The 12,658-nt window shown below is 70.9% G+C and carries 8 protein-coding genes; 4 read left to right on the top strand and 4 right to left on the bottom strand.

Translation table 11 applies throughout. The features are described from left to right. Positions 1-73 precede the first annotated feature (73 nt). Both ACFC96_RS11650 and ACFC96_RS11645 read left to right on the top strand, forming a co-directional pair. Complete coding sequence (locus ACFC96_RS11650) at positions 74-1,201, top strand: NAD(P)H-dependent flavin oxidoreductase (RefSeq protein WP_376611715.1); 1,128 nt, start codon at positions 74-76, stop codon at positions 1,199-1,201. Next, entirely contained in the window at positions 1,198-2,769 is a 1,572-nt protein-coding gene (locus ACFC96_RS11645; RefSeq protein WP_376611713.1) for an acyl-CoA synthetase, read from the top strand. Before ACFC96_RS11650 ends, ACFC96_RS11645 begins: the two co-directional genes overlap by 4 nt. A gap of 61 nt (positions 2,770-2,830) precedes the next feature. Here ACFC96_RS11645 and ACFC96_RS11640 read toward each other — a convergent pair whose 3' ends face one another. After that, positions 2,831-5,248 carry a penicillin acylase family protein gene (locus ACFC96_RS11640; RefSeq protein WP_376611711.1) on the bottom strand — a complete coding sequence of 806 codons (2,418 nt, stop codon included), beginning with the start codon at positions 5,246-5,248 and terminating at the stop codon, positions 2,831-2,833. 140 nt (positions 5,249-5,388) lie between these two features. Between ACFC96_RS11640 and ACFC96_RS11635 the strand changes: the two genes are divergently transcribed. Both ACFC96_RS11635 and thrS read left to right on the top strand, forming a co-directional pair. Beyond that, positions 5,389-6,927 carry an acyl-CoA synthetase gene (locus ACFC96_RS11635; protein ID WP_376611710.1) on the top strand — a complete coding sequence of 513 codons (1,539 nt, stop codon included), beginning with the start codon at positions 5,389-5,391 and terminating at the stop codon, positions 6,925-6,927. 175 nt (positions 6,928-7,102) lie between these two features. Then, a complete protein-coding gene (gene thrS / locus ACFC96_RS11630) occupies positions 7,103-8,524 on the top strand; it encodes a threonine--tRNA ligase (RefSeq protein ID WP_376611708.1) in 1,422 nt (473 codons plus the stop codon). A gap of 48 nt (positions 8,525-8,572) precedes the next feature. On the opposite strand, the gene paaK is transcribed toward thrS, so the two are convergent. From paaK to ACFC96_RS11615, 3 genes are all read right to left on the bottom strand, one after another. Then, positions 8,573-9,868: a phenylacetate--CoA ligase PaaK gene (paaK, locus tag ACFC96_RS11625; RefSeq protein WP_376611706.1), complete on the bottom strand. Its 1,296-nt coding sequence runs from the start codon at positions 9,866-9,868 to the stop codon at positions 8,573-8,575. A 163-nt stretch (positions 9,869-10,031) separates the two neighbouring features. Continuing rightward, positions 10,032-10,823 (bottom strand): GNAT family N-acetyltransferase, encoded by a 792-nt coding sequence (locus ACFC96_RS11620; RefSeq protein WP_376611704.1) that lies wholly within the window; start codon positions 10,821-10,823, stop codon positions 10,032-10,034. Positions 10,824-10,944: 121 nt separating this feature from the next. Continuing rightward, positions 10,945-12,561 carry an acyl-CoA synthetase gene (locus ACFC96_RS11615; protein WP_376611702.1) on the bottom strand — a complete coding sequence of 539 codons (1,617 nt, stop codon included), beginning with the start codon at positions 12,559-12,561 and terminating at the stop codon, positions 10,945-10,947. Positions 12,562-12,658 lie beyond the last annotated feature (97 nt).

Below are 12,658 nucleotides of genomic sequence, written 5' to 3'. Positions count from 1 at the left end.
TGGCGTCACAGAAATCTGACGCGGCATCAGAAAGTGTCTTCCCTCGTCGGCGGGAGTGCGGCATTCTGCGCCCATGCAGACGGAGCTGAGCAAGAAACTGGGGATCGAGCACGCCATCTTCGGCTTCACGCCCTTCCCGGCGGTGGCCGCCGCCATCAGCAGGGCCGGGGGGTTCGGTGTGCTCGGCGCGGTCCGTTACACCGCACCCGACGACCTGGCCCGCGACCTCGACTGGATGGAGGAACACGTCGACGGCGCGCCCTACGGGCTCGATGTCGTGATGCCCGCGAAGAAGGTCGAGGGCCCGAACCATCAGAAACTGACCGAGGACGACATCGAGGCGATGATCCCCGAAGGACACCGCCGGTTCGTCACAGACACCCTCGCCAAACACGGCGTGCCCGAGCTCGCCGAGGGCGAGGCCTCCGGCTGGCGCATCACCGGCTGGATGGAGCAGGTCGCCCGCAGCCAGCTCGACGTCGCCTTCGACTACCCGATCAAACTCCTCGCCAACGCGCTCGGATCACCGCCCGCCGACGTCATCCGGCGCGCCCACGACCGGAACGTACTCGTGGCAGCCCTCGCGGGCAGCGCCCGGCACGCCCGTAAACACGCGGACGCGGGCATCGACATCGTCGTCGCGCAGGGCTACGAGGCGGGCGGACACACCGGCGAGATCGCGTCCATGGTGCTCACACCCGAAGCGGTCGACGCCGTGTCGCCGCTGCCCGTCCTCGCGGCCGGCGGCATCGGCAGCGGGGAACAGGTCGCGGCGGCCCTCGCGCTCGGCGCCCAGGGAGTGTGGCTCGGATCCCTCTGGCTCACCACCACCGAGGCCGACCTCCACTCCCGCGCCCTCACCGGCAAACTCCTCGCGGCCGGGTCCGGCGACACCGTCCGTTCCCGCGCCCTGACCGGCAAGCCGGCGCGCCAGCTCCGCACGGAGTGGACCGACGCGTGGGACGACCCGTCGGGCCCCGGCACGCTGCCCATGCCGCTCCAGGGGCTGCTCGTCGCCGAGGCGGTCTCCCGCATCCAGAAGTACGAGGTCGATCCGCTGCTCGGCACGCCCGTCGGGCAGATCGTCGGCCGGATGACGAGCGAACGCCCCGTCCAGGCCGTGTTCGACGACCTCACGCGCGGCTTCGAGCGCGCCGTCGACCGGATCAACCGCATCGCAGGAAGGAGCGGCCAGTCGTGAGCACAGGCCCCCACAACGACAGCGCGCCCCCCAACGGATTCTGGGCCCAGGCCACCGCGGATCCCGGCCGTACCGTCCTCGTCGCACCCGACGGGGAGGAGTGGACCGCGGGCCGGCTGCACGCCGACGTCAACAAGCTCGTGCACGGCCTGCGGGCCGCCGGGCTCGAACGAGGTGACGCCTTCGCCGTCGTCCTGCCGAACGGAGTCGAGTTCTTCACCGCGTTCCTCGCCGCCTCCCAGGCCGGCTTCTACCTCGTCCCGGTCAACCACCACCTGGTCGGCCCCGAGATCGCCTGGATCGTCGCCGACTCGGGAGCGAAGGTCCTCATCGCGCACGAGCGGTTCGCCGAGCAGGCCGTGGCCGCCGCCGACGAGGCGGCACTCCCCGCGGCACAGCGGTACGCGGTCGGAGCCGTCGAAGGCTTCCGCCCCTATGCCCAACTCCTCGACGGGCAGCCGGAGTCCGTGCCGGGCGACCGCACCCTCGGCTGGGTCATGAACTACACCTCGGGCACCACGGGCCGCCCCCGCGGCATCCGCCGCCCTTTGCCCGGCAAACTCCCCGAGGAGACCTACCTCGGCGGCTTCCTCGGCATCTTCGGCATCAAGCCGTTCGACGACAATGTGCACCTCGTCTGCTCGCCGCTCTACCACACCGCCGTGCTCCAGTTCGCGGGCGCGTCCCTGCACATCGGACACACCCTCGTCCTGATGGACAAGTGGACCCCCGAGGACATGCTGCGCCTCATCGACACCTTCAAGTGCACGCACACGCACATGGTTCCGACCCAGTTCCATCGCCTTCTCGCCCTGCCCGACAGGGTCAGGAGCGCCTACGACGTGTCGGCGATGCGGCACGCCATCCACGGCGCCGCGCCCTGCCCCGACCACGTCAAACGCGCGATGATCGACTGGTGGGGCCACAGCGTCGAGGAGTACTACGCGGCCAGTGAGGGCGGCGGCGCCTTCGCGACCGCCGAGGACTGGCTGAAGAAGCCGGGCACGGTCGGCAAGGCCTGGCCCATCAGCGAACTCGCCGTGTTCGACGACGACGGCAACCGGCTGCCGCCCGGCGAACTCGGCACCGTCTACATGAAGATGAGCACCGGCGGATTCTCGTACCACAAGGACGAGAGCAAGACGAAGAAGAACCGCATCGGCGACTTCTTCACCGTCGGCGACCTCGGCATTCTCGACGAGGACGGGTATCTCTTCCTGCGCGACCGCAAGATCGACATGATCATCTCGGGTGGGGTCAACATCTACCCCGCCGAGATCGAGTCCGCGCTCCTCACCCACCCGGCCGTCGCCGACGCTGCGGCCTTCGGCATCCCGAACGACGACTGGGGCGAGGAGGTCAAGGCGGTCGTCGAACCCGCGGAGGGGCACACGGCCACCGACGCGCTCGCCGCCGAGATCCTCGCTCACTGCGAGCGCCAACTCGCGGGCTACAAGCGGCCCAGGACCGTCGACTTCATCGAGACGATGCCGCGCGACCCGAACGGAAAGCTCTACAAGCGCCGTCTGCGCGACCCCTACTGGGAGGGCCGCACCCGCGCGATGTGACCCGCGCGGACGTCTGACGCAGGAGCGGCCCGGGGCAGTTCCCCCGGGCCGCTCCCGTCGTTCACTCGTGCACCCGCACCACCTTCAGCGCAGGTGACTTCAGGATGTCCTTCTCGCAGAAGCGCGAGGTCACCCACTGTCCGTCCGAGAACAGGCGCGTCTGGTCGCTGTAGTGGGGCGAGTTCGGGTCCGATGACTGGGAGTACGTCAGCAGGGTGCGGGCCACCGGGCAGCCGCCGCCGTTCCAGCCGACGGCCTGGATGTAGCTCGATCCGTGGACGACCTCTGTGTAGCCGCCCGCCTTCGCGTCCCACACCGACTCGACCTTGTTCCAGACACCCAGCGACTCCGTACCGCCGTGGACGGGGACGCGCTTGCCGCCGCGTACGACGAACTGGTGGGCGCCGAGCGGGTCGTCCAGGGCGATCCCGGCCGACCGCAGTTCGCCCACCGCGTCGGCGAGTGCCGTCGCGAAACCCGGCGCGTGTGTGTCCAGCGTGTTCGGCGTGCGCACCGGGTCGGCGGCCGAGAACGGCACCTTCCACAGCTTGTCGCTCGGCACGGCCGCCGTGAGCTTGCGCCAGAACCGGTCGAAGAGCAGCGCGCCACGGCTCGACGTGCGCATCGTGTGATCCCACTTCTCGAGCACATCGCACGCCCCGCTCACGTCGACGGGCTTTCCGTCACTGCCTGTTGCCGTGCCGCCCGGCAGCGCCGCGCACGCGCGCGCCGCGTCCGCCGCCGCCAGGTCCGCCGCAGGCACCCGGTCGGCGAACTGCTGGCGCTGGAGGTCGGCCACGGAGAGAGCGCCGCGACTCGCCATCGCCGAGACGTCCTCGACGCCGCCGCGCGTCCGCATCGACCGCTTCGTGCCGACCGTCCCGAAGACCCGCTCGTACCCCGTCAACGGCCGGTCGGCGTTGGCCAGCCAGGCGCTGTCGTTCGAGTTCTCCACATAGGGCGCGTCCTTGAGAACCGGCATCCTGGACGGCCCGAAGATGCCCGGTTGCACGGCGTCCTTGTCGGAGCCGAGCGCGCAGTCCCCGCGCGAGCCGTCCAGGACCGCGACGCCGGACGCCGGATACGTCACCTTGCCGAGCGGCGTCGAGCAGCGCGCGGCGAGGTCGTCGGTGATCCGGGGCAGGACCTGCGCCTGAGCGAACAGCGAGTGCCCGGACGCGTCGGCGGCGATCGTGTTCACCCAGGGAAGTCCCTGCGTGCGCTTCAGTGAACGCAGCACGTCCTCCGTGGACCGTGCCTTGCTGAACCCGAGCCCCGTGTCGGAGGCACGCAGGTTCAGGGCGTTCGGGTCGCCCAGCGCATAGGCCGTCGAGGCCGTCCAGGGCAGCGGCAGCGAGGCGCCCAGCGAGTTCACGACCGGTCCGTACCGCGTCCACCACTGGGTGCGGGTGACCGGCGCGCCGTCCTTCACCGCGACGCTCACGGTCCGCTTCGTCATCCGCTCCGGCTTGCCGTCCACGAGATACGAGGTCGGGTCGGCCGGGTCCAGTGTCAACTGGTGGAGATTGAGCGTCACGCCCGTCGCGACGGTGTGGCTCCAGGCGATACGGGAGTTGTGCCCGATCGAGATCGTCGTCGAGCCGAGGAGCGAGCCGCCGGAGACGTTCAGTTCGCCGGGAATCGTCTGCTGCGACTGCCAGAAGCGTCGGCCGCCCTGCCACGGGTAGTGCGGGTTGCCGAGGAGCAGACCGCGGCCGTTCGCCGTGGTGGCGCCGCTGAACGCGACGGCGTTGGACCCCATGTCGGCGTCCTCGTTCGAGAACAGTTCCTTGGCGGCCGCGGCCGTCGCGGCCTTGTCCGGCGTACGGGTGGGGGCTCCCGCGGAAGGCGGCTGTGCGGCCGTGATGCCGTCCACGCCGCGGCCCTGTCCGCCGAGCACGGCGAGCGCGAAGCCGTGCGCCGCGACGTCCAGGGTCGTCACCGGGCGCACCCAGTCCGCGCCCTTGCAGGCGGGGTCGGTGATCCGGTTCTGCCTCAGCCACGCGTCGTACCCGGCGGCGAAGCCCCGCATCGTCTCCTTCACCTCGCGGCTCGGGCCCGCGGGCGCCGGCTCGGCGAGGAGTTTCTGCACGGTGCCCGCCTCGCGGACACCCCGGAAGTAGAGGTCGCTGGAGACGTTCTTCGTGGCGGACGACAGGGAGCCGTCGGGGGCCGCGTCGGGCCCGAAGTAACGGGAGCGCTCGCCGCGCACGGTGGCGAATCCGTCGGCGAGCGCGCACACCTGGTCGGCCGCCTGCGCCCACCCGGTGCCGAAGCCCAGGCTCGCGTAGTCCTTGGCGACGATGTGCGGAATGCCGTACTCGGTGTAGCGGATCGTGGCGGACAGGCCGTCGCCGTGCGGGTGGTGCTCGGGTCGGCCGTGGCCGCCGGCGGCAGCAGGCGGGAGCGAGGCCGTGGTGCTCAACGCGGTCAACAGGGCGAAACCGATGACCGCGAGACGTCTGGGGCGGGTGCGCATCGTGCCTCCCAACTGGAGTGAGGGAAGGGGCGGTTGAGCGTACCAACCGGTATGCCCGGAGGGGCGGCGTCCGGTGAGGGCTTCGCGCGACGCGCGTCACCGGCCTTGATTTCGCGTCGGCCGGGGCACAGGATCGCGCCATGACGGGTGTCCGGGATGCACAAGACGTACGCGCCAGCACGGTCGACGGAACGCTGCGCCGCAGCGCACGACGCGCCCCCGAGCGCGCCGCCGTCCGCTACGGGCCGCGCACATGGACGTACGCCGAACTCGACGCGGCCGTCTCGCGCGCGGCCGGCGTACTGAGCGGTCTCGGCCTCGGACGAGGGGACCGCGTCGGCGCCTACGGGCACAACTCGGACGCCTACCTGATCGGCTTCCTGGCCTGTTCACGCGCCGGACTCGTGCACGTGCCGGTCAATCAGAACCTCACGGGAGACGACCTCTCCTACATCGTCGGCCAGTCGGGCTGCGCGCTCGTACTGACCGACCCCGACCTGGCGGACCGGCTCCCCACGGGTGTGCGCACCCTGGCGCTGCGCGACGCGGACGACTCGCTGCTCGCCCGGATCCCGTCCGCCGAGCCGTACGACGGACCGCAGCCCGCCGCTGACGACCTGGTGCAGCTCCTGTACACCTCCGGCACCACCGCGCTGCCCAAGGGCGCGATGATGTCGCACCGGGCGCTCGTCCACGAGTACGTCAGCGCGATCCACGCCCTCGGCCTCACGGAGACGGACCGGCCCGTCCACTCCCTGCCGCTCTACCACTCGGCGCAGATGCACGTGTTCCTGCTGCCGTACCTCGCCGTCGGCGCGCAGAACACGATTCTCGACGCGCCGGACGCCGCGAAGATCTTCGACCTCGTCGAGGCGGGTGACGCCGACAGCCTCTTCGCGCCGCCCACGGTCTGGATCGCCCTCTCGCAGCACCCCGACTTCGCGACCCGGGACCTGAGCGGCCTGCGCAAGGCCTTCTACGGTGCATCGATCATGCCGGTGCCGGTCCTGGAACGGCTCCGCGCACACCTGCCCGGACTCGCCTTCTACAACTGCTTCGGGCAGAGCGAGATCGGACCGCTCGCCACCGTCCTCGGACCCGACGAGCACGAGGGCCGCATGGACTCCTGCGGGCGGCCCGTCCTGTTCGTCGAGGCGCGCGTCGTCGACGAGGACGGCAAGGAGGTGCCCGACGGCACCGCCGGTGAAGTGGTCTACCGCTCACCGCAGTTGTGCGACGGCTACTGGGACAAGCCGCAGGAGACCGAGGCGGCCTTCCGCGACGGCTGGTTCCGCTCGGGGGACCTCGCGGTACGCGACGGCGAGGGCTACTTCACCGTTGTCGACCGTGTGAAGGACGTCATCAACTCCGGGGGAGTGCTCGTCGCCTCGCGTCAGGTCGAGGACGCGCTCTACACCCATCCGCGGGTGGCCGAGACCGCCGTCATCGGACTGCCCGACGAGCGCTGGATCGAGGCCGTCACGGCCGTCGTCGTCCGCGGCGGCGAGGTCTCCGAGAGGGAACTCATCGACCACGCGCGCGAGAAGCTCGCCCACTTCAAGGCGCCCAAGCGGGTCGTCTTCGTGGACGAACTCCCGCGCAACGCCAGCGGCAAGATCCTCAAGCGGGAGCTGCGGGACCGGTTCAGCACGGCGGACACTGAGCCCGCCGGAAAATGACGCGCGGACCCGGCCGGGGCCCTGTTACGGTCCCGGACATGAAGCGCGCTGCGATGACGACGACGCCGGAGAGTGTCCCGGCGCGCTGACAGCTGTCTCAGTCCGAAGCCCCGGGGCGAGTGCCCCGGGGCTTCGCCGTGGGACCACTCGCCCGACGACCGCGAGGGATCCCGAAATGAACCAGCACATGCAGGACCACCACATGCAGGACGAGCACGAGCAGGACCTGCGCGATCAGGAACACCCACAGTGCGAGCACGAGCGGCAGAAGCGCGACCGAGAAGAGCAAGCCCCGCGGAAGCACGTCCACGACAAGCAGGATCCGCACAAGCGCGAGCAGCACCGACAGGAACACCCGCGGCGCGAGCGCCCCGCGCACGACCACCGCAAGCTCGGTCGTGAGCTGGGCCTCTTCGACACCGACCCGCTGATCGGCGCGGGCCTGCCCTACTGGCTGCCCGACGGCGCGGCTGTGCGGCACACCCTGGAGGAGTACATCCGCACCGCTGAGCGGCGGGCCGGCTACCGGCACGTGTACTCGCCGGTCCTCGGCAAGCGCGAGCTGTACGAGATCTCGGGGCACTGGTCGCACTACAGCGACGACATGTTTCCCCCCATGGACCTGGGCGGCGAGCAGGTCGTCCTGCGGCCCAGCCTCTGTCCCCACCATGCCGTGATCTACCGTGCCCGCTCCCACAGCTACCGCGAACTGCCTCTGCGCATGGCGGAGCTGGGCGGCATGTACCGCTCCGAGCTGTCGGGCGTGCTCGGCGGCCTGACCCGCGTGCGGGCCATCCAGCTCAACGACGCGCACATCTTCTGCACCCTCGACCAGGTGGCCGGTGAGGCGCTGGCGGCGCTGGAGATGATCCGCAGGACCTACGAGGTGCTCGGCATCACCCCGGCGCGCTACCGGCTCTCGCTGCCGGGGCCGGGCGGAAAGTACGTCGCCGCCCCGGAGATGTGGCAGCGTTCCGCCGCGCTGCTCACCGAGGTCCTCGACCGGTCGGGTCTTCCGTACGAGGCGGCCGAGGGCGAGGCCGCGTTCTACGGGCCCAAGATCGACGTCCAGGTCGCCGACGGTGCGGGGCGCGAGTCGACCCTGTCCACCGTCCAGGTCGACTTCCACCAGCCCGAGCGTTTCGATCTCCACTACATCGGCGCGGACGGGGCGAAACACCGTCCGGTGATGGTCCACCGCAGCGTCGTCGGCAGCGTGGAACGGGCCGTCGCGCACCTCGTCGAGCAGCACGGCGGCGCCTTCCCGGCGTGGCTCGCCCCCACTCAGGTGGCGATCCTGCCGGTCTCGGACGGCGAAGGGGCGCACGCCGACGCTCTCGCGCGCCGGTGCGCCGAGCTGGGGCTGCGGGCCGAGGTCGCGGGCCCCGAGCACGGCACCCTGGGCGCCCGCGTCCGGGCGGCCCGGCTCGTGCCGTACCAGGCGGTCGTCGGTGCGAGAGAGGCGGCGGACGGCGGGGTCGCGCTGCGCCTGCGCGACGGCCGTCGCCCCGCACCGCTGCCCGCCGAGGAGGCGCTCGCCAGGATCGCGGCGGTCGTCGACGGGTACGCGCACGACCTGTGGGACGACGCGAGCTGACGAAGGCGGTCCGTCGGGGGCCGGCGTGCCGACCCCCGACGCACCCACCTACGCCTCCCGCCCCCGCAGGTCCACGATGCGCTTGATCTTGCCCACCGACCGCTCCAGCGTCTCGGGGTCCACGACCTCCACGGTCACCGAGACACCGATGCCGTCCTTCACGCCGGTCGCGATGGTGCGGGCCGCCGTGTCGCGCTCGGACGCGGTCGCGTCGGCGCGGGCCTCCGCGCGTACCGTCAGGGCGTCCATGCGGCCCTCGCGGGTCAGCCGGAGCTGGAAGTGCGGGGCGACGCCCGGCGTGCGCAGGACGATCTCCTCGACCTGGGTGGGGAAGAGGTTCACCCCGCGCAGGATCACCATGTCGTCGCTGCGGCCCGTCACCTTCTCCATGCGGCGGAAGGAGGGGCGGGCCGTGCCGGGCAGGAGCCGGGTCAGGTCGCGCGTCCGGTAGCGGATCACGGGCATGGCCTCCTTGGTGAGCGAGGTGAACACCAGCTCACCCTGCTCACCGTCCGGCAGGACCTCGCCGGTGATCGGGTCGACGACCTCCGGATAGAACTGGTCCTCCCAGATGTGCAGTCCGTCCTTCGTCTCGACGCACTCCTGGGCGACGCCCGGTCCCATCACCTCCGACAGGCCGTAGATGTCGACGGCGTCGATGGCGAAGCGCTCCTCGATCTCGTGGCGCATCTCCTCGGTCCACGGTTCGGCGCCGAAGACCCCGACCTTGAGGGACGTGGTGCGCGGGTCGACGCCCTGTCGCTCGAACTCGTCGAGGATCGTCAGCATGTACGAGGGGGTGACCATGATGACCTCGGGGCGGAAGTCCTGGATCAGCCGCACCTGGCGGGCGGTCATGCCGCCGGACGCGGGAATGACCGTGCAGCCGAGCCGCTCGGCACCGTAGTGCGCGCCGAGCCCGCCCGTGAACAGGCCGTATCCGTAAGCGACATGGACCTTGTGGCCGGGTCGGGCGCCCGCCGCGCGCAGGGAGCGCGCCACCATGTCGGCCCACATGGAGAGGTCGTTCTCCGTGTAGCCGACGACGGTGGGCAGGCCCGTGGTCCCGCTGGACGCGTGCAGTCGGCGCACGTCCGTCTCCGGCACGGCGAACATCCCGAAGGGGTAGTTGTCCCGCAGGTCGGTCTTCGTGGTGAACGGGAAGCGCGCCAGGTCGGCGAGCGAGCGGCAGTCGTCGGGGTGTACGCCCGCCTTGTCGAAGGACGCGCGGTAGAAGGGCACCCGCTCGTACACGCGGCGCAGTGTCGCCCGGAGCCGCTCCAGCTGCTGTGCGTGCAGCTCCTCGGGGCCGAGCTGTTCCCCCGCGTCCAGCAGTTCTGTCATCGTCGACCGCACTCCCGAGCCCTGAGGGCCGACCGCTCACCCGGAGTCACATAATGGGCGAATCGGTCGACCGATCATTCGGTTGATCCGTTCAGGGTCAGTAATTCAAGGGGTGGGGGCAGGCGTCAAGAGGCGGGACGGACTCAATCGCCGCCGGGTGGCCTCAGGCGCCCCCGGCGGCCCCGTGGACGTAGGGAGTCGTCGTGCTCAGGGCCGTGAAGCCGAGGCGCTCCAGGATCGGGCGGCTCATGCTGGAGGCGTCGACCTGGAGGTAGCGGTGGCCGCGCCGGGCGGCGATGCGGGTACGGAACGCGACGAGGCTGCGGTAGATCCCGCGCCCGCGCCACTCGGCGACCGTGCCGCCGCCCCACAGGCTCGCGAAGTCCGTCCCCGGATGCGTCTCCATGCGGGCCGCGCTCACCGGTACGTCCCCGGCCAGTGCGAGCACCGCGTGCACGGCGTCCGGGTCCTCGGAGAGCTGGGCGAGGAGCTGGTGCCGGGTGAGGCCGAGGCTCCTGCCGAAGGCCTCGTCGTGCACCTGCGACATGAGGTCGACGCCCGCCTCGTCGGTGACGGGGACCAGTCGGATTCCCTCGGGTGGCGGGACGTCCGTCGGCAGGGCCGCGACCTCGGCGATCAGGAGGGTCTCCACGGGCTCGGGGACGAATCCGGCGGCCCTGAGACGCCGCGGAAGGTCGTGCGGGAGGTCGTGCCCGTACACCTTCCACTCGAATTCGCGCCCGAGCTCGGTGAAATGCCGTACCTGGCGGGCGATCGCCGCGTCCGCCGTGCTCTCGTCGAGGTCCGACCACACGACGCCGTTCCAGGAACTGCCCTCGGCGCCGGTCTGCCGCACCACGCCGTCCACCCGCTCGACCCGCGCGCCGGGGCCGTCGGGCTCGGCGTCCCGCCGCATCTGCCGGTCGAACAGGGACAACACCGTTTGATGATCCATCCGGCCAGTCCAGCACCGGCGCGTCGGAGCGGCAAACGGTTTGTCTCCCGGCGCGCGGGTGCGTGGGTGCGTCACGACGGGAGCGCACGCCGTGTTCCGCCGCGACCGTCGTCGGGTCCCCTTACGAACCGTCCGCCGCCACCGCCCGCGCCCACCGGTAGTCGGCCTTGCCGCTGGGTGAGCGCTGGATGCGCTCGGTCAGGACGAGCTGGCGGGGGATCTTGTAGCCCGCGAGGCGGGTGCGGCAGTGGGTCTGGATGTCGTCGAGCGACGGCGGTGCCGCGCCGTCGCGCAGCTGGACCACGGCGGCGACATGGTTGCCCCACTTCGCGTCGGGCACTCCGGCGACCAGCGCGTCGTAGACGTCCGGATGGGACTTGAGGGCCTGCTCGACCTCTTCCGGATACACCTTCTCGCCGCCCGTGTTGATGCACTGCGACCCGCGCCCGAGGACGGTGACGACGCCGTCCTCGTCGACCGTGGCCATGTCCCCGAGCAGCACCCACCGCTCGTCGCCCTTCTGGAAGAAGGTCTCGGCCGTCTTCGCGGGGTCGTTGTAGTAGCCGAGCGGGACGTGCCCGCGCTGGGCGATGCGGCCCTGCTCCCCGGGGGCGATCGGCTCGTACGTCGCCGGATCGACCACCTGTGTACGGGAGTTGACCCGCAGGCGGAAGCCCTTCTCCGGGCCCGAGTCCTCCGTCGCGGTGCCGTTGAAGCCGGACTCGGAGGAGCCGAAGTTGTTCAGGAGCATCACGTTCGGGACGAGCGCCTGGAACTGCGCGCGCACCGTCTCCGACATGATCGCGCCCGACGACGAGACGCTGAACATCGACGAGCAGTCCGTACCCTTCATGGGCCCGTTCAGCGCGTCGATCAGGGGCCGCAGCATCGCGTCCCCGACGAGCGACACGCTCGTCACCCTCTCCTTCTCGATGGTGCGCAGCACCTCGTCGGGCACGAACTTCGTGTGGATGACGATGCGTTGACCGAAGTTGAAGCCGATGAAGGCGGTGAGGGTCGAGGTGCCGTGCATCAGGGGAGGGGTGGGGAAGAAGGTGATTCCGTCGCCGCCGGCGGCGACGCGCTCGGACAGCTCCTGCGGCCTGCCGACCGGCTCACCCGTCGGCGCGCCGCCGCCGAGCCCCGCGAAGAACAGGTCCTCCTGGCGCCACATCACGCCCTTGGGCATGCCGGTCGTGCCGCCCGTGTAGATGATGAAGAGGTCGTCGGCCGAGCGGGGCCCGAAGCCGCGCTCCGGCGAGCCCGCGGCCTCCGCCTCCGTGAAGTCCACGGCCTTGACGGGCGGCGCGCCGGTCGGCGCGGTCCCCACGCGCACGAGGTGGCGCAGCTTCTCCGTCTGTGGGGCGGCGGCCGCCACGCGTTCGGTGAACTCGGCGTCGAAGACCAGCGCGGCGAGGTCCGCGTCGCGGTAGAGGTAGACCAGCTCCTCCTCCACGTAGCGGTAGTTGACATTGACCGGGACGATGCGCGCTTTGAGGCAGGCCAGCACCGTCTGGAGGTACTCGATGCCGTTGTAGAGGTGCAGTCCCAGGTGTTCGCCGGGGCGGATCCCGCTGTCGATCAGATGGTGGGCGAGACGGTTGGCCGCCGCGTCGAGTCCGGCGTAGGTGAGCCGGCGCTCCGCGCCCGTGCCGGGATGGTCGATGTGCACGAGCGCCTCGCGGTCCGGGACCACGTCGACGACCGACTCGAACAGGTCGGCAAGGTTGTACTCCACCGCTCCTCCTGACCCCGGCGCCATCTCGATGTGGCCGTCATCTCAGCAGAGCCGCAGGGAACAGGGAAGGGCTCCCGCACAAGAAATCTGACTGACT

The sequence above is a fragment of the Streptomyces sp. NPDC055955 genome (genome assembly GCF_042270245.1).
Classification (GTDB): domain Bacteria; phylum Actinomycetota; class Actinomycetes; order Streptomycetales; family Streptomycetaceae; genus Streptomyces.
This window is presented reverse-complemented; position numbering and strand designations above follow the sequence as displayed.